Origin of the sequence: Streptomyces sp. NPDC006544, from assembly GCF_040611715.1 — a bacterium.
Classification (GTDB): Bacteria; Actinomycetota; Actinomycetes; order Streptomycetales; family Streptomycetaceae; genus Streptomyces.
Window position 1 is genome coordinate 113866 of the sequence record NZ_JBEXOV010000005.1, and the last position, 21069, is coordinate 134934.

Sequence of the window (21069 nt, forward strand, 5' to 3'; positions counted from 1 at the left end):
CTCCGCGCCCCTGCGGGGGGCTTCTCGCCGGGCCGGACCCGCTCCGGGCGAGGCCGGCCCGGCCGGTCAGGCGTCCGGCGGTGGTGTCCTGGAGCAGTTCGAGCGGCCGGAGCCGCACGTCGCCGTCCGGCGCGTACGACACCCTCGTGTCGCCCAGCCGCAGCGAGCGGACTCCCGCCGGCCGGCGCCGTCGTGCGTCCTGATCCACCATCACGTCAGCCCTGGTTTCTCTCCCGGCCGGAACCCGCCGCCCGGGGATCCGCCGGCCGGCGGCCGCCGGTTGACCGCTGTGGGACCGGCGGTACGCCGTTTTTACGGCCCCGTCCCGGCCGTCGCCCGGCACCTGGTTGACTCACCCCATGGACGCGCCGCCCTTCGACCCCGAACTGGGCGCGGCCCTGGCCGCCTACGGGGAGGCGGCGCGGGAGCCGTGCACCCCGGAGAACCTCGCGGACCGGCAGGCGCGGGATGCCGCGGCCCGGCCCAGGCCGACCGTCCGGGACCTCGAGGACGCGAACCGCCTGGTGATCGGAGGGAAGAGCGCCGGAGGCGGCCTCGCCGCGGCGCTCGCCCTGCTCACCCGCGACCGGGGCGGCCCCGTACCCATCGGGCAGCTGCTCCTGAGCCCGATGCTCGACGACCGTGACCACACGTTCTCCAGCCGTCAGATGGCCGGCGTCGACACCTGGGACCGCACCTCCAACGCGACCGCGTGGCAGGCGCTGCTGGCCGACCGGTACGGCGCCGAGGACCTGCCGCCCCACGCGGCTCCCGCGCGCGCCAAGGATCTGTCCCGGCTGCCCCCGGCGTACATCGAGGTCGGATCGGCCGAAACCTTCAGGGACGAGGACGTGGCCTACGCCCAGGCGATCTGGCGGGCCGGCGGCCGGGCCGAGCTGCACGTATGGCCCGGAGCCTTCCACGGCTTCGACACCGTCGCACCGCGGGCAGCTCTCAGCCAGCGCGCCCGCGACGCCCGGACCCGCTGGCTCCGGCGGCTCCTCACGCAGCTCGGTACCGAGCCCGGTACACCGTCCGACGCCGCGCCCACTGCGCCGTTCACACGCCCCTGACCTGCGCTCTTCTCCTCCCATCACGGGCCGCCCGGACGTGGTCGCGCAGAGGCGCGCGGGGCGTGGGCATGGCATGCTCAAAAGATGAAGGGCGAGGCCGCGCCCGTGGGCGAGGGCGCCGTACCCGTGGGCGAATGCGCCGCACCCGAGGTGCTGGCGCTCGCCAAGGTGGTGGCCAGGCTCCGGTCGGAGATCGCGGACCTGGAAGGTGTCGCCGCGACCACGGCCGTCGTCGAGCGGGCGAAGGGCGTGCTCATGGCCCGGTCGGGAGTCTCCGCCGACACCGCGTACGAGATGCTCCTCGAGCACGCCGCCGAACGGGGCCGAAACCTCCTGGAAGAGTGCTGGATCACGCTCGGCCGGCTCCGCCTCCGCCCGCGGCCCGGGACCCCTCCCACCTCCGCGTCCGGCACGGCGGGCACGGCGGGCACGGCGGGCACGGGCGCGGTGGCGGGCGCGGGCGGAGGTTCGGGCACGTCGCAGCAGGGGCCCGACTCGCCCTTCAGCCACCACCGTTATCTCTCCGGTCGCCGCGGCGACGCCGTGCTGCGCCACCTCCTGGGACGGCTCGCCGACGGCCTGGCCACGGCCCGCAGCGGTGACGACATCGCCGACCTGCTACGGACCGTGCTCGGCGGAGCCACCGGCGTGGAGGCGGTGATGATCTACTCCCTGAGTCCTTCCGGAAGCCTGGAGCTGACCGGACGCTCCGGCATCGACAAGGCACTCGCCGAGCAGTGGCACCACATCCCCCCGCTGAGCGGTGTCGCCGCCCGCGAGGCGATCGACGGGGGCCGGGCCCTGTGGCTCGAGGAGCCGGTGCAGGACGCCCGCCACTACCTGCTGATCGGCGGCCCGCCGGACCGATGGCCCTCCCGCGCCTGGCTCCCCGTCCCCGCCGGCGGACCCGCCAGGGCCGCCATCGGCTTCCTGCGCACCGCGCCCGGCCCCTTCGCGGCCGGCACCCGGGCACTCCTGAGCCAGGCGGCCCGGCTGTGCTCCGTCCCCCTGGGGGCGCCGGAGCGCCCCCGCGACGCCGGCGGAGCAGGGGTGCGCGGCGACGCCGAGGTGACGTCCGTCCAGCGGGTCCTGGACGCGCTGGAGGGATCCGCGGTCCTGCTCACCCCTTTGCGCTCGGAGTCGGGCGAGGTCGAGGACTACCGCATCGACGCGGCGGCGCCGGAATCGGTGGACGTGGCCGGCCGGCGCGGCAAGGAGCTCGTGGGCCGTCGGATCCTGGAGACGTACCCGACCGTGGCGGGCACCGCGCTGTGGGAGGGGTACCTGGAGACCCTCACCACCGGAACCGGGTACGAAGGAGAGCCGTTCACCTATGTAGAGGTGGTGTCCGGCCTCCCGCACGAGTCGGTCTACTCGGTCCGGGCCTCCCGGCTGGGGGACCACCTGGTCGTGTCGTGGGTCCGCCACACCCATGAGCGCGAGGCCCGGCGGCTGGCCGACATGCAGCGGCTGGGCAACCTGGGCTGGGCCGGCTGGAACCTCACCACGGACACCATCACCTGGTCCGATCAGGTCTACGCCATCTTCGACCGCGATCCCCGGCAAGGGCCCATGTCGCTGGAGGAACTGCCCGGTCACCTGCTCCCCGACGATCTCCCGAGCCTGGGTGCGGCCGTCCAGCGGCTCCTGAGCGCGGGGGAGCCCATCGACCAGCCGTTCCGGATCACCACCGCGCACGGCGTACGCCACCTGCGGATCGTCGCCGAGGCCCAGACGGACGTGGACGGCAACCCGGTCGAGGTCCACGGCTTCTTCCAGGACCTCAGCGCGCAGCGCGGGGCCGAGCTCGCGCTGCGCGACAGCGAGCGCGCCGTCCTCCTCCAGCGGGGCATGCTCCAGGCCGAACGGGCGCTCGCCGCAAGCCTCCAGAACACGCTGCTGCCGATCGCCGAGCAGTCCCTGGAACTGGCCGGCCTGCGCGTCGACGTCGCCTACGTCCCCGCCGACCGGGGGATCAACGTCGGCGGCGACTGGTACAGCGCCATCGAACTCCCGGACAAGAGCGCCCTGTTCGTCGTCGGAGACGTGGCAGGTCACGGTCTGGCCGCCGTGAGCACCATGGCCCAGCTGCGCTTCACCACCAAAGGCATGACCGTCACCGGCTCGGCCCTCCCCGACGTACTGCGCCGGCTCAACACCCTCCTGCTCCACACTGCTTCGGACCCGTCCTCCACCGAGACCGCCACGATGGTCATGGCCCGCTACCAGCCCTGGGACCGGCGCCTGATCTGGGTACGGGCGGGACACCTGCCCCCCTTGCTGATCCGGGGTGACCGGGCGGACTTCCTCGACCAGCCGCAGGGCAGCCTCCTCGGTGCCGCGCCCGACGCCGTCTACGGGCAGGCCGTGCTCGGCCTCCTCCCCGGCGACCACCTGCTGCTCTTCACCGACGGACTCGTGGAGGAACCGGGCGAGGACATCGAGACGGGACTCGACCGGCTCGCCGCCACCACCCTGGGACTCCTCCGGGAGGGCCGCGGCGCCTCCCTCGCCCGGACGCTCGCCGCGCGGCGCCCGGGCCACCGCGATGACATCTGCGTCATGGACCTGCACGTTCCGCACGAAGCGGCCGTCCGGCCCGCCCCGGCCGAGCGGGCCGCAGCCGAGCGGGGCGCGGCCGAACCCTAGAATGTGTGCGGTGACCTCGCCGCGATCCGTTGTGGCACGAGGAGGGTCAAAGGACCTCCCTTGCGGGTATATCCCCTCGGGAAGACCACGACGGTTCCACCGGCCCGACCCGGGCCGGACGATACCCACAACCCGTCGGAGGACGCTCATGTCATCCGTTTCCCGCGACACCGCGGACCCGCTCCCCCTCGAGCCCTACGTCGGAACCCCCGATGTCTCCGAGGCCCAAGGGGTACCCGCTGCTCCCGAGGACCGGCTGGCAGTCAGCACGGCGGACGCGCGGACCCTGTCCGTCGCGCTCTTCCGCCGCCTGAACGGCCTGCAGGAGGGGACGCCCGAGTACTCGTACGTCCGCAACACGCTCGTCGAACTCAACCTCAGCCTGGTGAAGTACGTGGCGCGGCGGTTCCGCAACCGCTCCGAGCCGCTGGAGGACATCGTCCAGGTGGGTACGGTCGGCCTGATCAAGGCCATCAACCGGTACGACGTCGAGCGCGGCGTCGAGTTCACCACGTTCGCCATCCCCACCGTCACCGGCGAGATGAAGCGGTTCTTCCGGGACACCAGCTGGTCCGTGAAGGTCCCGCGACGGCTCCAGGAGCTCCGCCTGGACATCGCGAAGGCACACGACACCCTCGAACAGTCCCTGGGACGGCGCCCGACCGACGACGAGATCGCGCAGCGCCTCGGGATCAGCACCGCCGAGCTCGCCGAAGGCCGCCAGGCAGCCAACGGATACACCGCCGGCTCCCTCGACGCTCCGGCGGGACCCGAAGTGGACACGGCTCCCCGGGCACTCCCGCTGGGGGAGGAGGAGGAGGCGTACGACCTCATCGAATGCCTGGAGACGCTGAAACCGCTGCTTGCCACGCTCAGTGAGCGCGACCGGCAGATCCTTTCGCTGCGCTTCGGCCAGGAGCTGACCCAGGCCGAGATCGGTGACCGGCTCGGCCTCTCGCAGATGCACGTTTCCCGGCTGCTGTGCCGGATCATGACCGAGTTGCGGGCCGGGATGCTGTCCGAGGAGCCCGAGGGTGACGACGAGGCCGCGTCGCCGGGCGAGGGCGACCGCCCGGGTGACGCCCCGCCGCAGGACTGCTCGTAGTCGGCCGGAAGACCGAGTCGGCCGAAAGACTGACCGGCACCTGGGCGCGGGGGTCCGGGTGCCGGTGCTCTGCTCGTGTGCCGGGCTTGCTCCGCTCGTGGTGCCGCGCTCCGGCCCGTCGGCACGGGCCCGGGCCGCGAGCCCCGCGGCGCGGGCCGGTTCAGGTCGGCTCGGGGCCGGGCGGGGACGCCCGTCCGGCCACCACTCCGCCGGCCTGCCGGTTCGCGAGGTCCGGCGGCGCGTCGATCTCCACCCACACGCACTTCCCGCCGTCCACCGGTTCCGAGCCCCACTGCGCGGCCAGCCGCTCCACGATCAGGAGCCCGTGGCCACCGGGCAGGCCCGGGTCCGCGTGGACCCGGGCGGCCGGTGCGTCGGTGCTTCCGTCGGTGACCTCGATGCGCAGCCGCTCCCGGCTGCACCGCAGCAGCAGCGACTTCGGTCCGCCCGCGTGCATGCAGGCATTGGCCACTACTTCGGACACCACCAGCAGGGCGTCCTCGGCCGGCAGCGCGTCGGCGGCGGCGTCGGCCTCGGCGGCGGTCCCACGGTCGGCGCCCGGCAGCCACTGCCAGTCGGTCAGGGCCCGGCGGGTGAAGTCGCGGCACCGGCTGACGGCGTCGGCGGTGTCGTGCAGCACCATGCGCCGGATCCGTTCCGGTGCCCGGTGCTCTCTCATCGGTGCTCCTCACTGCGCCCCCGGCGGGTTCGCCAGCGCCGCCTCGACATCGGGATGGAGGGGGAAGAGGCCGTCCGCGCCGGTGATGCGGAACATGCGTTTGATCGGCTGGTGAAGGCCGACCAGTTCGAGGCTGCCGCCCGTCTCCTGCATCGCGAGCCGGTTGCGCAGCAGCACGTTCAAGCCTGTGGAATCGCAGAAGTCCAGCCTGCTGAAGTCGACGAGCAGGCGCTGCCTGCCGGGAGCCCTGGCGGCCTGCAGGGCCGCCCTCAAGGGCTCGGCGGTGTCGTGATCCAGTTCCCCGGCCAGCGCCAGGACGGTAGCCCCGCCGACGGGTCGCACGTCGACAACAAGGCGATCACTGTCCGCCGTCGGCATCGTGTACCCCTCACGCTGGTCCCTGTCCGGCTTCATCTCGCGCCTACCCTCCCGCGCGCCGCCAAACACGGCGGGCGGCAGCGCGGGGCCGGACCGGTACCGGCGGGGGAGGGCGGGTGGCGGGAGGCAGCCGCCTGCGCCGCGCGCTCTGCGGTCAGGCCGGCGGTGCGGGGTCGATGGGGAAGAGTCCGAGGGTGCCGGTGAGCTCCAGCAGGCGCCGCATCTGGGGGGTCGGTGCGGCCAACCGCAGCGTATGGCCGGATTCGACCGCCTCGAGCCGGGCCCGGAGCAGGGCGTTGAGCCCCGAGGAGTCGCAGAACGTCAGGTCGCTGAGGTCGACGACGATCTCGGCGGGCCCGTCCGGGCGGGTCACGGCGCGCAGGAGTACGGTGCGCACCTCCGAGACGCGGGTGATGTCCATCTCGCCCGACAGGCGGACCACGACCGTTTCCGACGGCGGGCCCGTGGACGGCGGCCGGACGGGGTCCGGCTCGTCGGTACTCGGCCCGGCGGTACTCGGCTCGTCGGTACTCGGCCCGGCGGTACTCGGCTCGTCGGCACTCGGCCCGGCCGTGCCCGGTCCGAGGGCATCCGGCTCGTCGTGATGCGGCTCGTCGTGGTCCGGCGGGACGCTCTCCGGCGTCGGGGGATCCTGCTGTGCGGACATCCGGCTCCTCGGTCGCGGGTCCCGGCCCCCCGCGCCGACGCTCCCGCCCCGGTCGGAATCCCGGGGCGGGAGCGTGACGGCGCGGGTCGCGCCGGGGTGGGGTCACCAGCGTGGGTCAGTGCCTCTTCATCTTCTCCGCGGTCTTCGACGCCGTCTCCCCGGCCTTGCCGCTCATCCGCTCGGCACTGCCCTCCGCCTCCATGCGCTTGTCGTCCATCGCGCTGCCCGCGGTCTCCTTCATCTTGCCCTTGGCCTGCTTCGCCTTTGCCTTTGCCTTGCTCATGACGAGGTCGTTCCTTCCGGGGTGAGGGTTACTGGTGCCCACCATGCGTCAGCCGACCTCAGCTCGCAATTTGTCCTGAAACATCCGCTTCGCGTTCGACTGGAGCGGCTCATGGCTCCGCGCCGGCCCGACCTGGTGAGTCCGAGCGGCCCGATTGCACGCCGATGGCGGGGGTAGCCGCCAGACGGCACCGGCCCCCTGGGCGCCGGGCCGTCGCCGAGCCGCTGGGAGCCGTCATGACAGACCTGGGTGCCTTCGCCGCTGTACTCGACGGCCCGATGTTCGTCGTCACCGCCACGGCTGGCGGCGAACGGGCGGGCTGCCTGGTGGGCTTCGCCTCGCAGTGCTCGATCGAGCCGCCGCGGTTCATGGTCTGGCTGTCCGTCGCCAACCGCACCTGCCGGGTCGCGCGCGAGGCCTCGTCCCTGACCGTGCACGCGCTGAGCCGCGAGCAGCGCGGGCTGGCCGAGCTCTTCGGGGGAGAGACCGGCGACCGGGTGGACAAGTTCGCGCGCGCCTCATGGCGGCCGGGCGACGCGGGAGGCCTGGTGCTGACCGGGGTCCGCGCCTGGTTCACCGGCCGGATCGAGGAGCGGATCGAGGGCGGGGACCACGTGGGCTTCCTGCTGGCGCCCACGGAGGGGTGCGCGCCCGAGGAGGGTGCGGAGCCGCCCCCGATGCTCCGGTACCGCGACGTGAAGGACATGGAGCCCGGCCACCCGGCCTGACGCGCCACAGGGCGCGCGTGCGACCGGACGCCGGCGGGTAGGCGCCCCACGGATGCGAGTGATCGAAAGAACTAGGAGTGATCATGCCTCGAGGTTCCGCTCCCCGGCGTGCGCGCCGGTACGGCCACACCACGGACAGCCCCGCGCGCGACCGCCGGAGCCACCCGTGAACCGCGCTGCGCTCTTCGACGTCGACGGCACCCTCACCGACACCAATCATCTGCACGTCACGTGCTGGTGGGAGGCATTGCGGCAGGGCGGCCACGAGGTCGCCATGCACGACATCCACCGTGCGATCGGCCTGCCCGGCGAGGACCTGCTCGCGCACCTGTTGGGAGACCGGCGCGACAAGAGCGAGGACGAGACGCTCAGTGCGGCCCACGACACCCTCTACGGTACCTACTTCGACCGGCTGCCGAGCCTGGACGCGGCAGCCGATCTGCTGCGCGAACTGGCCCGGCGCGACTGGAGGGTCGTCCTCGTGACCTCCGCGAAGGAGGCTGAACTGGACGCGCTGCGACGCGCCATCGGCGCCGACGACGCCATCACCGCGACGGCGAGCTCGGACGACGTCGAGAAGGGCAAGCCCGCACCCGACCCCGTGCGCCAGGCGCTCGACCTCGCCGGCGCACCCGCGCAGCGGGCCGTGTTCGTCGGCGACACCGTGTGGGACATGCGCGCCGCCGCCGGCGCGGGCGTCTCGTGTGTGGGGCTGCTCTGCGGCGGCATCCCCCGCGCCGATCTCGAAGAGGCCGGCGCGCTCGCCGTCTACCGGGACCCGGCCGACCTGCTGGCCCACCTCGACCGCAGCCCCTTCGCCGCCGACGGCGCCGCCGGAACGGATCCCGGAACCGGCCGTTGAACGGCGACCCGCCCTACGGCTTCGGGGCCGACGCGAAGCCGATGCACTCGACGTCGATCTGATCGGCGAGCTCGCTCATCACCCGTGCCAGGTCCTGGACGGTCTGTTCGTCGGCGCGCATGTCTCCCGAGTCCGTCGACTCCACCCAGTCGGCCGCGAGGCGGCGGAGCAGGTCGGTGACGTGGTCGGCGGGGATCAGCAGCGCGCCGTCATCGGCGGGGACGAGCGGTATCGATATCTGGATCATGCAACCGCCTCCCAGGGCAGCGTCCGTCGAGTCTCCGAAGCGGTTACCCGCTCGACCGGGCGCCAACCGTACGCCGGGGCGGGCGTCCCGGCGGGGCCGAACCGGACGGGCGCGGGCACGGGCGAGCCGGCGGTCTCCCGCCGGCTCGCCCCGGAGTGTGAACGCCTAGTAGTAGTGGCGCCGTCCTCCGACCCCGTGTCCGACGGCGCCCAGGATCCAGAAGATGACGCCGATGACGACCAGGATGATCCCGAGAGTCCACAGGATCGAGATTCCGAGGAGGAATCCGATGATCAGTAGGACGATTCCGAGTGCGATCATGATGTTCTCCGATCTCGCAAGCCGCTTTTGCCCCTTTTGTGGGTGAAAATGCATGCTGTCGGCGGCTTGATGCTCCTCCACATGGGACTGGTTCCGCCCGCCCCGCTCGGGTCATCGTTCCTCAGGCGTCTCCCCAGAAAGGGCGCCCGTACGCACGCTGACCAGGAGGATGTCACGGTGCGCCGCGGTGTGCCGTCCCGTCGGGGGAGAGGTGGTAGACCGCGAAGGCCTGGTCTATGACGGCCATCGCCACGTTGCGGACGTGGACGCCCCCTGCCGTCATGCCGTGCTCCGTGCCGAGGTGCGCGTGGCCGTGCACGGCGAAGTCCGCTCCGGCCGCGTCGATGGCCTCGGCCAGGTGGTAGCTGCCGAGGAACGGGAAGATCTCGGGCGGCTCGCCGGAGAGGGTGTCCGGCACGGGCGCGTAGTGCGTGAGCGCGATGCGCAGCGTGCTGCCGCCGTCGTGGAGCGAGCGCAGCGCGGCCTCGAGCCCCTGGGCGCAGGTCCGGCTGTGGCGCATGAACGCCTTCATCTCCGGTTCGCCGAATTCGCTGCCGCTGCGGCCGGCGAAGCCCCCGCAGAAGCCCTTGGTCCCCGCGACACCCACCCGCGTACCGGCGATGTCGAGGACCACGCCGACGCCCTCCAGGACGTGCACGCCCGCATCGGTCAGCTCCCGGGTGACGGCCTCCTCCTGGTCGCTCTGGTAGTCGTGGTTTCCCAGCACCGCGACCACGGGAACCGCCAGTCCGGCCACCTCGCCGGCCACCACCCGAGCCTCCCTCGCGGTCCCGTGCCGGGTCAGGTCTCCGGCCAGGAGCAGGAGGTCCGCGCAGTCGCCCAGGGTGTCGAAGGCGGGCCGCAGCAGCCCGGCGCTGTCCGGACCGAGGTGGATGTCGCCCACGGCCGCCACGCGGATCACGACAGCTCCTCGGAGTGGTCGGGGGTGCCGTGGCGGTTGACCGTGAGGTCCGCGTACCAGTCCGTGCCCGCCAGCTCCTCGCCGGCGATCCGCAGGACGGCCTCGCGGCACTTCTCGTCCGCGACGCGCCCGCGGACGACGGCCCGCTCGCCGCGCGTGTCGATCTGTACGCCGAGCTCCGCGACGTCCTCGCGCGCCAGCCGGTCGCGCAGGTGGGCGATGCGGTACTCGATCCGTTCGATCCGCTCGGGGGATGTCATGACCCGTCCTCCGTCCGTCGCGCCCGTTCGATGACGCGGAGCCGTTCGAGCAGGTGGAAGAAGGCGTCCGGCAACGGGGCGGACCGGTGGTCCCGGTCCAGCCGCTCCCAGTCGATCTGTTCGCGCAGCATCCTGGCCATGGGCAGCAGGTCGCCGAAATCGCAGTAGTGCTCGCAGAGTGCGGACAGGCGGCTCTCCATGAGGTCGGTGGGGGCCAGGACCGGCATCCACACCGAGTCCACCGCCTTGACGCTCGCCCGCTCCAGGAGCTCCGTGCTCACGGGACGCCGGGCCAGTTCGAAGATCAAGTCGATCTCCTCTCCACCCGAGCGGCCTTTGACCAGCCAGTCCTCCGGAGCGCGGCGCATGGCGATGCCGCCGTCCTCGAGGGCTTTGACCGCCGCCTCGGCGTCCTCGGGCCGTACGCAGAAGTCCGTGTCGTGCTGGAAGCTGGCCGGCAGCCCGTGGGCGAAGGCGGCCACGCTGCCCGCGAGCGCGAAGGGCTGCCCGGAGTCCTTCAACAGGGCCGCCACGTGCTTGGTGGTGTCCAGGATCGCCTGGGTGTGGTCCTTCGGCAGCGGGCCGTCCTCCGGCGCGGCTCCGCTCAGGCGGTCCGGAGGAGGGACCCCCTGCGGGGTCGGGAGGCTGGGAGGGTTCACGGCGTGCCTCACCGTCTGCTCGGCGGCCTTCTGGGGCATGAGAGCGCGTAACCCGTACGGGGCCCCCGAAACCTCTCGGATGCGAGGAGTGCGGGGTCCCGGGGGAGCGGCCGGGCCCGTCAGCGGCGTCGTTCGACCTGTTCGTCCTTGCGGGCCGTCGCCGCGTCCGTGACGTCGAGGAACACCTGGTCGAGGTCGTGCCAGCGGCCGTGCGCCTCGCGCCGGATCCGTACCATCGCGTCCTCCACGGTCTCGCTGTCGTAGCCCGGTGCCAGGTCGATGCGGGCGGCCAGCAGGATCGAGTCGGGACCCAGGTGCATGGTGAGCAACGCGGTCACCGTGTCGATCTCCGGCTGCCGCGTCAGGAAGGTGCGGAACTCCCGCTGGAGAGCGGGGTCCGCCGCCTCGCCGATCAGCTGCACGCGGGCCGCCTTGCCGAGCGTGTAGGCGACGTAGACGAGCAGGACTCCGATCAGGATGGAGGCGAAGGCCTCGTACGCGATCTCCCCCGTCGCCATGTGCAGGGCGACGCCGACGATCGCCAGGACGACACCGGCGCAGGCGGTGCCGTCCTCGGCCAGCACGGTGCGCAGGGCCGGGTCGCGGCCCGCCCGGATCTCGGCCGCCATGCCCAGGCCATCGGCGCGCGCGGCCCGGCGCACCTGGCGCACGGCCCGCACGAGCGAGGCGCCCTCGGCGCCCAGGGCCAGGACGAGGACCAGGAGGCCGATGACGTAGCCGCTGCGGGATTCCGAACCGCCGGAGCGCAAGGCCTCGATGCCCTGGAAGACCGAGAAACAGCCGCCGGTGACGAAGATGCCGACGGCGGCGAGGAGCGACCAGAAGAACCGCTCCTTCCCGTAGCCGAAGGGATGGCGGGCGTCGGCGGGGCGCCTGCTGCGCTTGAGGGAAGCGAGCAGGAAGACCTCGTTGAGGCTGTCGGCGATCGAGTGGGCCGCTTCCGACAGCAGCGCGGGCGAGGCCGCGACGACGCCGCCGACGCACTTGGCCACGCAGATGACGAGATTGGCGGCCAGGGCGACCCAGACCGTCTTGCGCGTCTCGCCGTCCTTGGCCGCCCCCGAGGGACCGGCGGCGCCGGGACCCGCGTCGGGCCGGGGCCCCTTGCCGGCCCGCGCCCTCGTGTCCGCCGCGGGACTGGTGGCCGCTTCGGGGTCCGCGACCCGGCCGCGGAGCTCCGCATGCCCGGGCCCGGGCGCCGCCCCCGTCATCCCCGTACGACTGCGCGTACGTTTTCGATGCTGCCGCAGTCGGCGGCGAGGTGCCGCTCCCGCTCCCGCAGGAAGGCGACCGCGAGCTCGGCCCGCCGCTCGTCCGGGACGCTCTCCCTGGCGCCGTTGAGGATCGTGCGCTCCTCTTCGTCGAGGTGGTGGGAGACCGCCTTGACCAGGTCCTCCAGGCGCGAGTCCCACGCGTCGGAGCCGACCTCGGACACCTCGAGCAGGGCCAGGAGCGCCTCGTTGCCCTCGGCGTGCTCCTCGGCTCCGTGCTCGACCTCCTCGTTGTCCACGTCCTTGAACCGTTTCAGGGCGCCGTAGACCTCGGACTCCTCGGCCTCGCCGTGCGCGATGAGGAGCGCGGAGAACTTCGCGAGGGCGCCCGCCCGGTCCGCCTCCACGCTGCGCATCTGACGGAAGAGGTCCTCCATCGTGCGGTGGTCCTCGAGGATCACGGCGACGATGTCCTGGTTCTCCTGCTTGTCCGCGGTCATGCGGTGTCCTCCTGTGCTCGGGTTTCATCCGGCGCTTGCTCGATGGCGGCGAGTTCAAACCCGGGTTGGACGAGACCGGCACGCGCGACCGGTCTTCCCCCGGACGGGTGCACGGCCGGGGGTTCGCCCGGCCGAGGGAGCTACGGTGGAGAGGTCATGTCCGAAATGTGCGTGCGGCGGATGAGGTGGACAGCGTGTCGACGTCGAGTCACGAGGTGGTCGGTGCGCCGTGCTGGGTGAGCCTCATGGCTCGGGACCTCGCTGCCGCCGAGCGGTTCTACGCCGCCGTGCTGGGCTGGGAATTCCGCCGTACCCGCCTCGGGGACGGCTTCTCGGTCGCCTTCCGGGGCAGTGCCCCCGTGGCGGGCATCGGCGCGATGGCCGGGCGCTTCGGCATGCCGGTCGCGTGGACGCCGTACTTCGCCGTCGAGGACGCCGACCTCGTCGCGTCGCGGATCCGGGAACGCGGCGCGACCATGGCGGTCGGGCCCCTGGCCTTCGGCACCGGGCGCGCCGGCCTCGCCGCGGACCCCGCGGGGGCCGCGTTCGGGTTCTGGCAGGGCGAGGTCATCCCGGACTGGACGGTGGGGCGCGAGAGCGCGCCGGCCTGGCTGGAGCTGCGGACGCGCGACGCCTTCGCCGCGGCCATCTTCTACGGTGAGGTCCTCGGCTGGGCCGGGGAGGATCCGGGCTGCTGCACGGTGTCCTACGAGCACGACCACGTCGTCCTTCGCCACCACCGCGACACCGTCGCGCGCATCAGCGGCGGAGCCCTCGAAGAAGACCCCGACCCGCAGGTCCGGCCCCGCTGGCACGTCCACTTCGTCGTGCCCGACCTGGAGGCGGCCGTCGAGGCCGCCACCCGGCTGGGCGGGAGGGCCGCATCCGCCGTGGAGACCACCGGCGCGAACCGCTGGATGGTGCTCGCCGATGCCGAGGGGGCGCTCTTCACGGTGGTCGCGGCGGGGGACGCCTCGGCCGGGGCGGGGCGGCGAGCGACCTCCGAGGACTGACGCCGACCGGGGCGGAGCCGCGCGGTCCTGAGCCGACCCGCGAACCGAGCCGGCCCGAGTTGACCCGAGCCGACCCGCGAACCGAGCCGACCGGCACCGGCCGGGACCGAGGCCGGGCCGGGTCCCTGGAGCATGCGGTGAGTGCGACGGGGTAGGCGCCGCGTGACGACACGCATCAGGGAGGCGCTGCATGCAGAGCGGCACAGGCGGGGGCCGGGACGAGACCGCGGAGGAACGTGCGGACCGGCAGTGGACGGAGCTCATCCAGGAGATACGTGTCGCCCAGACGGGAGTCCAGATCCTGTTCGGATTCCTGCTCACGGTCGCCTTCACCCCCGTCTTCGCCGGACTCGCCGAGACGGAGAAGACGATCTACATCGTGACGGTGGTGCTGGGGGCGCTCGCCACGGGAGCGCTGATCGGGCCGGTCGCCTTCCACCGCATCGTCTCGGGCCGCCAGATCAAGCCCGAGGCGGTCGCGTGGGCCGCCCGGCTGACGTTCACGGGCCTCGTCCTGCTCCTGGCGACGAGCACGGCGGCGCTCCTCCTCGTCCTGCGGGTGGCGACCCACAACCCCCTCGCGACATGGCTCGTCGGGGGAGTCTTCACCTGGTACCTGCTGTGCTGGTTCGTGCTGCCCCTGTGGGCCCGGGTCCGCTACACCGCCCAACGCTGACCGTGGCCGGGGGCCGGCCAGGGTCCCCGGGAAGCGCCGACGGGCGGTCGAGAGGTGTCCCGCGGCGCCGTCAGGGGCGGATCTCCTTGGCGACGAAGCGGCCGTCGCCGAGGACGAGGACGAAGGTGACCTGCTGGTCGACGGAGAGGCCTTTGTCCGGTCCCTCGATGTCCGTCTGCTCGAAGAAGACCGGCTCTCGGCGGCCCAGGGGCACGAGGAAGCCATGACCCGCCTGGCGGTTGTAGGACTGGATGAAGCCGGTGCAGCGCTCGGTCATCGGTCACCACCCCGCACCCTCACCCTCGCGTCTGGCCCCTTTGTCCCCAATGTCCCACGCCGACGGCGTCGGTGCCATGGAGTGATGGAGTACCGGTACGCCGCGCGGGCGGGCCGGCGTACCCGCCCGCCCGGCGGCTACCGGGGCGCCGGCCGGGGCGGGAACGCCGGCGCCGCGGGTGCCGGACCCAGGGTGGTCGTGCCCGGCGCCGCCCGGTGTCCGAGGCCCGTCCGGTAGGCGTCCAGGGCCGCCTCGGTCCGGCCGGTGCGCCGCAGCAAGTCACCGAGGAGCCGGCACAGGTCGGCGAGGTCGCCGGTCGCGCCGCTGCGCTCCAGCAGCGCGAGGGCCCGTACGTAGTGCTCCTCGGCGGACTCCGGCTCGCCGCGTTCCTCCGCCATGAGGCCGAGCAGCCGGTGGGCGCCGCCCGCGTGCACGGCCCCGTGGCTCTCCCCCAGCTCCAGCAGCGCCGAGAGCAGCTCGGCGGCTTCCTCGTGCCGGCCGAGCCGGCGCAGTACGTCGGCCAGCTCGACGTCCACCTGAGCGGTGTACAGGGCCGCGCGGCCGGCGGCGAGCATCTCCCGGGCCGTCCGCAACTCCCCTTCGGCGGCGGCCAGATCACCGTTCTGGGCCTGTACGTACCCCCGCATCCAGTGGCAGTGCGCGAGGTCGGTCCGCAGTTGCAGCTGCCCGTAGATCGCCTGGGCCTTGGCGAGGGAGGCGTCGGCGGCGGCCACGCGTCCCTCGGCGAGGAACGTCCGCGCCACCTGCCGGTGCATGCCCGCGACCAGGGCCGGGTCGCCGACGTGTGGCGCCAGCGACAGGGCGACCTCGGCGGCGTGGGCGGCCCGGGCGTGGGCGCCCATGTCGATGTACGGCCCGATGATCGAGGCGTGGAGCAGCACCAGCGCCTCGGGATCGGCCAGCCCGCTCGTTCCCAGCTCGTCGATGGTGGATTCGAGCAGGTAACAGGCGTACCGCAGTTCCCCGGCGAGCAGGTGCGCGACGGCGCGGCCGCGGATCGGCCGGGCCCGGCGGGGGAGCGGCTCATCGGCCAGCAGCTGTTCGGCGGCCTCGAAGTGAGCGATCGCGGCGGCCAGTTCACCTGACTCCAGGGCGCAGTCACCGAGCCCGAGCAGCGCCTCGGCCCGCTCGTCGGCGAGTCCGAGCCCTTCGGCCTCGGCCAGGACGCGCCGGTAGTGGGCTGCGGCCTCGTCGGCCGCGCCGGCGGCCAGGGTCTGCTGGGCGTCGGTGAGGGCCAGGCGCAGTTCGGTGGCCACGTGGGCGGGACGGCCGGTGGCCAGCTCCTCGTAGGAGGTGCCGAGCCGGTCCGCGAGGAAGCGCAGCGCCGCCTCGGAGGGCCGGACCTTGCCCGACTCCAGCGTCGAGACGTAGGCCGGCGTGTACGAGGGTTCCGCCAGTTTCCGCTGGGTCCAGCCGAGTTGGGTGCGCATGCGCTGAACCCGGCGGCCGATCTCGACCGGTTCGTCCATGGAATCCCCTTGGTTGTTCGAACTCCCCAGTATTCAGGGGGAGCAGGGCATTGCGCACCCGTCGTGCGCCACTTAGTTTAAGCAACCACTTCAGTCCATTTACATGGCTACTTAACTTCCTTCACGGGGAGGGGACTTCATGCGCCACGTCAGACGTCCAGCCGTTCGACCGGTCCTGCGCGCGGCCGTAGCGGCGGTCTGCGCGACCGCCGCGCTGCTGGCAGCCGGGCCCGTCCGGGCGGCCGAGACGCCGGCCGCCGAGCAGCGGGTGGAGGTGGAGGTACCGGGCCCCGAGCAGGGCGGCGACGCCGGATCGGGGCACGCCCGTGTCCCCGCCGGCGGGACCGCCCGGACCGGCGGCCGGCTCTCCGGTGCCGACCGGGCCGCCGACGGCGAGGTCACCAAGATCGTCGACAACGGCCCCACCGGCGACCGCCTGGACGTCGTCATCATCGGCGACGGTTACACCGCCGCCGAGCTGGCGAAATTCCACACCGACGCCCAGACCAAGTGGGCCGAGGTGACCGCCGTGGAGCCGTACACCACCTACCGGAACCTCTTCAACGTCTGGACGGTCGACGCCGTCTCCCGCGAATCGGGCGTCTCCGGCGACCCGGACGCCGCGACGGTCCGCGACACGGCGCTGGGCGCGTACTTCTGGTGCGGGGACATCGAGCGGCTGCTCTGCATAGACCAGCCCAAGGTCGACACCTACGTGTCGAAGGCGCCGGAGGCCGACCTCGTCATCGTCCTCGCCAACAGCGCCAAGTACGGCGGCGCGGGCTACAACGAGCCCAGCGCCACGCTCGGTTACGAGGGCATCTCCACCGCCTCCGCGGACAACGCAAAGTCCGGCCAGGTCGCCATCCACGAGACCGGCCACTCGCTCGGAAAGCTCGCAGACGAGTACTTCTACCCCGGCGTCCCGGACTACGAGAAGTACACCGGCCCCGAACCCGCCGAGTCCAACATCTCCACCCTGACCGCCGACCGGATGGCCCGGCAGCGGGCCAAGTGGTACCGCTGGCTGGGGGAGCCCTCCCCGGACGGCGGCACCGTCGGCGCGTACGAGGGCGGCGGCTACTTCGTCACCGGGCTCCAGCGGCCCACCGACAACTCGCTCATGAGGGTGCTGGGCAAGCCCTTCAACCTGCCCGGGGTCGAGTCGATGATCGCCGGCTTCTACCAGCACGCCAGGGCCGTCACCCCGCTCACCCCGACGGACCGCACGCTGCGGCTGCGGGACACCGCGAAGGCGGCCGTACCCCGGCTGACCGGCGCGGACGGACGCCAGCTCGTGGTCCGCTGGTACCTCGACGGGCGCGAGCTGAAGCACCTGGCGGGGCGCAGCGAGGTGCGCGTCACCGACCTGTGGCTCTTCGACCTGCGGACGCACAAGCTGTCGGTCACCGCCGAGGACCGCACCCCCTCGGTGCGCGACCCGAAGACCGCCCGCACGCTGCGCTCCACCGTCGACTGGAACGTCCGCCTGTAGGCAGGGGCACCGGCACGAGCGCCCGGGCCCTGCCCGGGCGACGCGAAGGGCCTTCGGACGCCGGCGAACACCGCGTCCGAAGGCCCTTCGGCCCGTGACCGCACGGGAGGGGCCGTCGAGACGGAGCGCAGCGCCCGGACCGGCCCGTAGCCGACGGACAGCGCGCGCACCTGCACGTGACGTCGCAGGCTGACCGGGTCCGCCTCAGGCACGCAGACCGGCGTCGAGATCGCGGATGAGTTCCCCCACCCGTCCGCCTCCGGGCGGTGCGGCGGGCAGCCGGCCGAGCACGGCGGCGACCGCGGGCGGTGCGTGGTGACGGGCCCATGCGAGGGTTCCCGCATCCGCGCCCACCCCTGCCAACTCCTCCGCCCGCGCCGCGTGCGCCGCCGCACCGAGGATGTGTTTCACCTGGTGGGCGCTTGCCTTGGGGTGGAGGTATCCGGCGGCCGCCGCATGGCTCGCCGCCCGCGCCGCGTCGATCGCGGCGGGCGACGGGAAGGGGGCGGTCGACACGGGTGGAGCGGATGCAGCGGGTGAAGCGGCCTCCTGTGCGGCCTTGTACGCCGCCCACGCGCGCTGACGCAGGGCGTTCGTACGCCGGCCGCCCGCGGCGAAGGCGTCGGCCGCGTCGAGGGCGTCGCGAGGACGCGTATCGGCGGGGAGGTCCCGTTCGAAGATCGCCAGCACCCTGCGCGCACAATCGGCGGCGTAGCCCGCGATCTCCCGGAGTTCGTCCTCGGTCAGCTCGATCGTGTCCGACTCGGTTGGCATGGCTCCATCCTGCCAAAGGGCGCGGGCCGCAGGGCGCGGAGCGGCGTGCGGGGACGTCCTCGCGGCCCCGCTTCGACACGTGCACCCGGTCGACCCGGCGTACGTTGGAACGAGAAGGGGTGGGCACAGGCTGCAGGCCGCTACAGGAGGGTCGGGTCCATGGCACGCACGGCTGACGCCCGCGGCGAGAGCAAGGTGGCGCGGTTCCTGGACAGCCCGTTCGTGGGTCTGTCCCCCTGGATCGTCTTCTCCCTCGTGGTGGGTCCCGGACGTTTCGAGTGGTCGGTCGCGCTGGCCCTCGCCCTCTCGGTCTGCCTGGTCGTCGGCAGCCGCCTGGTGCGCCCGGGTACCTCGCTGAAGATCCTCGAGCTCTCCGACGTGGTGTTCTTCGCGACCATGACGATCGTGGGGATCTTCGCCAGCGACGGCACGCGGCGCTGGCTGGAGACCTATGCGGGCGAGGTCTCGAACCTCGCGCTCGTCGTCATCGCGTTCGGCTCCATGCTGCTCAGGGTGCCCTTCACCCTGCAGTACGCCCGGGAGAAGGTCGACCCGCAGCTCTGGGACACGCCCGCGTTCAAGCGCACGAACTACATGATCACCGGGGCCTGGGGGCTGGCCTTCCTGATCAACGCCGTCGCGGGAGCGTACGGCGACCTCGTGCTGCACGACCCGGACAACGTCTGGACGGGATGGGTCATCCAGGTCCTCAGCATCATGGGGGCCCTGCGCTTCACCCAGTGGTACCCGGACCTGGTCCGCGCCCGGGCCCGCGCCGGGCAGCCCGCCCCGCCGCTGTCCGCGATGCTGCTGCCCATGGCCGGTCTCCTGGTGCCGATCGGCATCGCCGTGCTGATCTTCGGCGGCGGGATGTGGGCGCTGGGTGTCGCCCTGATCCTCCTCGGAGGATGGCTGACCCGGCTGTTCGGACGGCGCCAGGAGCAGCCGGCCGGCAGCACGGATTCCTGACCCGCGCTGGCGACGGCAGCGGGCGGGGGCCGTCCCCGGTGTGCGGCGACGGCCCCCGCCCGTGGGGGAAGGGGGATCAGCCGGTGAAGCCGGCCGTGATGGAGGTGAACTGCCAGTCGCTCTGGGCGATGCCGGAGCACGTCTCCTGGAGGCCACCGCCGGGGCAGCCGCGGTCGCGGTTCACCGACCAGAACGCGAGGCGCGCGATGTGGTGGGAGTTGGCCCAGTTGCGGATGTCGGTCCAGTTCTGGACCGTGGTGGTCTCCTGCGTGTCGCTCACGCCGTTCATGCCGGAGATGCCGATGCGGGCGTAGGCGGTCGCGTCGTTCCAGCCGAAGGTGGACTTGAGCTTGGCCTTGAGGCCCTCCGTCGCGCTGACGGTGCTGGCGTACATGTCCGTCGAGGCGTTGCCGAAGTCGAACGGCATGATGGTGAAGACGTCGATGTCGGCGTTGAGCGCCTTCGACTGCTCGATCAGGCGGTTGCCCCAGCTGGTCGGGCCCGTGGTGCTGGTGCCGAAGGTCAGGATGGTCTTCAGGCCGGGGTTGTTCTGCTTGACGATCTTGAGCGCCCCCAGGATGCGGTCCTGGACCACGGCGTTCTCGAACTCGTCGGTGTTCTCGATGTCCACGTCGATGGCCTTGAGGCCGTAGGCGTTGATGACCTGCTGGTAGGCGCCGGCCAGGGCTTCGGGGGTGGAGCAGTTGGGGCCGAGCTTGTTGCCCTGCCAGCCGCCGATGGAGGGCACCACGTCGCCGCCCGCGGCGCGGATCGAGGCGATGGTGCTCTGGTCCACGCCGCCGGTCAGCGGGCGCTGGCCGTCCCAGGACGCATTGCATCCGCCGGAGGAGAGGATGAACGCCATGGTGAACCACTTCGCGCCGGTCGCGTTCATCACGGCGGTCGCGCTCGGCGGGTTGCCCCAGCCGAGGTAGAGGTACGGCGCGGCCTGCTTGAAGCCGGTCGGCACGGTCCCGTTGTCGGTGGTGACGTTGACGGTGTTGGAGGCCGGCGAGGTGTTCCCCGCCAGGTCGCGGGCCCGGACGGTGAAGGCGTAGGCCGTGTTGGGGGTCAGGCCGCTGACGGTCGCGCCGGTCGTGGTCGAGGTGGCGACCTTGCTGCCGCCCTGGTAGACGTCGTAGCCGCTCACGCCGACGTTGTCGGTGGAGGCGGTCCAGGTCAGGGAGGCGCTGGTGGAGGTCTTGCCGGAGGAGGTGAGGTTGCCGGGCGTGGTGGGCGCCTGGGTGTCGACGGTGCCGCCGGGGCCGTCCAGGGTGATGTCGTCGGCGTAGTAGGTGCCCTGGCCGTACCAGCCGTTGAGGTAGACCTCGGCACTGGTCTGGGAGGCGCCGGTGGTGAAGCCGACGGTCAGTTTGGAGTAGGCACCGGTCGAGGTGGTCCAGGTGGAGGCGCCGCCGGTGACTCCGAGGTAGACGTAGCTGCCGCGGACCCACGCGGAGAGCGTGTACGTGGTGTTGGGCTGCACCGCGACGGTCTGCGCGCACCGGGCGTTGTCGGACGCGCTGGCCGCGCCGGCGAGCGCCTTGCCGCCGCCGTGCACGGGGGAGCCGACCACGGAGCCCAGGCCCCCGGAGCAGGACCAGCCGGTCGTGGTGCCGGCCTCGAGGTCACCGTTGGTGAGCAGATTGGCGCCGAACGCGGCGCCGGGGGACGTCAGTACCGCGGCCGCGGCGAGCAGCGCGGTGCCCAGGCCGCAGGCCAGACGGGCACGGGTTCGGATGGGGGTACGCAAGGAAGTGCCTCCAGTGGGAATGGGGGGACGGCGTGAAGCGCGACGCCCGGGCGTGGA

General features: G+C 72.7%; 24 protein-coding genes. 9 read left to right on the top strand and 15 right to left on the bottom strand.

Going from position 1 to position 21069, the window contains the following annotated elements:
* The first annotated feature begins 359 nt into the window (after positions 1-359).
* The 3 genes from ABZY44_RS04160 to ABZY44_RS04170 all read left to right on the top strand — a co-directional run bounded on the left by ABZY44_RS04160 (position 360) and on the right by ABZY44_RS04170 (position 4827).
* Positions 360-1073: an alpha/beta hydrolase fold domain-containing protein gene (locus ABZY44_RS04160; protein ID WP_356650023.1), complete on the top strand. Its 714-nt coding sequence runs from the start codon at positions 360-362 to the stop codon at positions 1071-1073.
* Between the two features lie 84 nt (positions 1074-1157).
* Positions 1158-3722, top strand: a complete 2565-nt coding sequence (locus tag ABZY44_RS04165; RefSeq protein WP_356650024.1) for a SpoIIE family protein phosphatase — start codon at positions 1158-1160, stop codon at positions 3720-3722.
* A 148-nt stretch (positions 3723-3870) separates the two neighbouring features.
* Positions 3871-4827: a SigB/SigF/SigG family RNA polymerase sigma factor gene (locus tag ABZY44_RS04170; RefSeq protein ID WP_356650025.1), complete on the top strand. Its 957-nt coding sequence runs from the start codon at positions 3871-3873 to the stop codon at positions 4825-4827.
* A gap of 160 nt (positions 4828-4987) precedes the next feature.
* Here ABZY44_RS04170 and ABZY44_RS04175 read toward each other — a convergent pair whose 3' ends face one another.
* From ABZY44_RS04175 to ABZY44_RS04190, 4 genes are all read right to left on the bottom strand, one after another.
* Complete coding sequence (locus tag ABZY44_RS04175) at positions 4988-5506, bottom strand: ATP-binding protein (protein WP_356650026.1); 519 nt, start codon at positions 5504-5506, stop codon at positions 4988-4990.
* Between the two features lie 9 nt (positions 5507-5515).
* Positions 5516-5884, bottom strand: coding sequence for an STAS domain-containing protein (locus ABZY44_RS04180; protein WP_356650027.1), 369 nt, complete (start codon positions 5882-5884; stop codon positions 5516-5518).
* A gap of 154 nt (positions 5885-6038) precedes the next feature.
* Complete coding sequence (locus tag ABZY44_RS04185) at positions 6039-6551, bottom strand: anti-sigma factor antagonist (protein WP_356650028.1); 513 nt, start codon at positions 6549-6551, stop codon at positions 6039-6041.
* 115 nt (positions 6552-6666) lie between these two features.
* Positions 6667-6834 carry a CsbD family protein gene (locus ABZY44_RS04190; RefSeq protein WP_356650029.1) on the bottom strand — a complete coding sequence of 56 codons (168 nt, stop codon included), beginning with the start codon at positions 6832-6834 and terminating at the stop codon, positions 6667-6669.
* Positions 6835-7070: 236 nt separating this feature from the next.
* On the opposite strand from ABZY44_RS04190, the gene ABZY44_RS04195 reads away from it, so the two are divergent.
* Together ABZY44_RS04195 and ABZY44_RS04200 are read left to right on the top strand one after the other, a co-directional pair.
* Positions 7071-7562: a flavin reductase family protein gene (locus tag ABZY44_RS04195; protein ID WP_356650030.1), complete on the top strand. Its 492-nt coding sequence runs from the start codon at positions 7071-7073 to the stop codon at positions 7560-7562.
* Positions 7563-7728: 166 nt separating this feature from the next.
* Complete coding sequence (locus ABZY44_RS04200) at positions 7729-8424, top strand: HAD family hydrolase (RefSeq protein ID WP_356650031.1); 696 nt, start codon at positions 7729-7731, stop codon at positions 8422-8424.
* Between the two features lie 13 nt (positions 8425-8437).
* Here ABZY44_RS04200 and ABZY44_RS04205 read toward each other — a convergent pair whose 3' ends face one another.
* The 7 genes from ABZY44_RS04205 to ABZY44_RS04235 all read right to left on the bottom strand — a co-directional run bounded on the left by ABZY44_RS04205 (position 8438) and on the right by ABZY44_RS04235 (position 12565).
* Positions 8438-8671: a DUF6213 family protein gene (locus ABZY44_RS04205; RefSeq protein WP_356650032.1), complete on the bottom strand. Its 234-nt coding sequence runs from the start codon at positions 8669-8671 to the stop codon at positions 8438-8440.
* Between the two features lie 165 nt (positions 8672-8836).
* Entirely contained in the window at positions 8837-8992 is a 156-nt protein-coding gene (locus ABZY44_RS04210; RefSeq protein WP_356650033.1) for a DUF6131 family protein, read from the bottom strand.
* A 172-nt stretch (positions 8993-9164) separates the two neighbouring features.
* Positions 9165-9914, bottom strand: coding sequence for a metallophosphoesterase (locus ABZY44_RS04215; protein ID WP_356650035.1), 750 nt, complete (start codon positions 9912-9914; stop codon positions 9165-9167).
* The gene (locus tag ABZY44_RS04220; RefSeq protein WP_356650036.1) at positions 9911-10174 is read right to left on the bottom strand and encodes a hypothetical protein; all 264 of its coding nucleotides are present in this window, start codon (positions 10172-10174) and stop codon (positions 9911-9913) included. The genes ABZY44_RS04215 and ABZY44_RS04220 overlap by 4 nt, the downstream gene beginning before the upstream one ends.
* Positions 10171-10872 (bottom strand): hypothetical protein, encoded by a 702-nt coding sequence (locus ABZY44_RS04225; protein WP_356650037.1) that lies wholly within the window; start codon positions 10870-10872, stop codon positions 10171-10173. The genes ABZY44_RS04220 and ABZY44_RS04225 overlap by 4 nt, the downstream gene beginning before the upstream one ends.
* Before the next feature lie 80 nt (positions 10873-10952).
* The gene (locus tag ABZY44_RS04230) at positions 10953-12065 is read right to left on the bottom strand and encodes a cation diffusion facilitator family transporter (protein WP_356650038.1); all 1113 of its coding nucleotides are present in this window, start codon (positions 12063-12065) and stop codon (positions 10953-10955) included.
* A complete protein-coding gene (locus tag ABZY44_RS04235) occupies positions 12062-12565 on the bottom strand; it encodes a hemerythrin domain-containing protein (protein ID WP_356650039.1) in 504 nt (167 codons plus the stop codon). The genes ABZY44_RS04230 and ABZY44_RS04235 overlap by 4 nt, the downstream gene beginning before the upstream one ends.
* Before the next feature lie 245 nt (positions 12566-12810).
* Here ABZY44_RS04235 and ABZY44_RS04240 point away from each other — a divergent pair, with 245 nt between their 5' ends.
* Positions 12811-13578, top strand: coding sequence for a VOC family protein (locus tag ABZY44_RS04240; protein WP_356650077.1), 768 nt, complete (start codon positions 12811-12813; stop codon positions 13576-13578).
* A gap of 190 nt (positions 13579-13768) precedes the next feature.
* Positions 13769-14254: a DUF6328 family protein gene (locus ABZY44_RS04245; RefSeq protein ID WP_356650040.1), complete on the top strand. Its 486-nt coding sequence runs from the start codon at positions 13769-13771 to the stop codon at positions 14252-14254.
* A 70-nt stretch (positions 14255-14324) separates the two neighbouring features.
* On the opposite strand, the gene ABZY44_RS04250 is transcribed toward ABZY44_RS04245, so the two are convergent.
* Together ABZY44_RS04250 and ABZY44_RS04255 are read right to left on the bottom strand one after the other, a co-directional pair.
* Entirely contained in the window at positions 14325-14531 is a 207-nt protein-coding gene (locus ABZY44_RS04250) for a cold shock domain-containing protein (RefSeq protein WP_356650041.1), read from the bottom strand.
* Between the two features lie 137 nt (positions 14532-14668).
* Positions 14669-16021: a helix-turn-helix transcriptional regulator gene (locus ABZY44_RS04255; RefSeq protein ID WP_356650042.1), complete on the bottom strand. Its 1353-nt coding sequence runs from the start codon at positions 16019-16021 to the stop codon at positions 14669-14671.
* 139 nt (positions 16022-16160) lie between these two features.
* On the opposite strand from ABZY44_RS04255, the gene ABZY44_RS04260 reads away from it, so the two are divergent.
* Positions 16161-17516 carry a M64 family metallopeptidase gene (locus ABZY44_RS04260; protein WP_356650043.1) on the top strand — a complete coding sequence of 452 codons (1356 nt, stop codon included), beginning with the start codon at positions 16161-16163 and terminating at the stop codon, positions 17514-17516.
* Positions 17517-17720: 204 nt separating this feature from the next.
* On the opposite strand, the gene ABZY44_RS04265 is transcribed toward ABZY44_RS04260, so the two are convergent.
* Entirely contained in the window at positions 17721-18290 is a 570-nt protein-coding gene (locus ABZY44_RS04265; protein ID WP_356650044.1) for a putative immunity protein, read from the bottom strand.
* Between the two features lie 159 nt (positions 18291-18449).
* Here ABZY44_RS04265 and ABZY44_RS04270 point away from each other — a divergent pair, with 159 nt between their 5' ends.
* Positions 18450-19259 (top strand): hypothetical protein, encoded by an 810-nt coding sequence (locus ABZY44_RS04270; protein ID WP_356650045.1) that lies wholly within the window; start codon positions 18450-18452, stop codon positions 19257-19259.
* Between the two features lie 76 nt (positions 19260-19335).
* Here the strand turns inward: ABZY44_RS04270 and ABZY44_RS04275 are convergent, their stop codons facing one another.
* Complete coding sequence (locus ABZY44_RS04275; protein ID WP_356650046.1) at positions 19336-21012, bottom strand: carbohydrate binding domain-containing protein; 1677 nt, start codon at positions 21010-21012, stop codon at positions 19336-19338.
* Positions 21013-21069 lie beyond the last annotated feature (57 nt).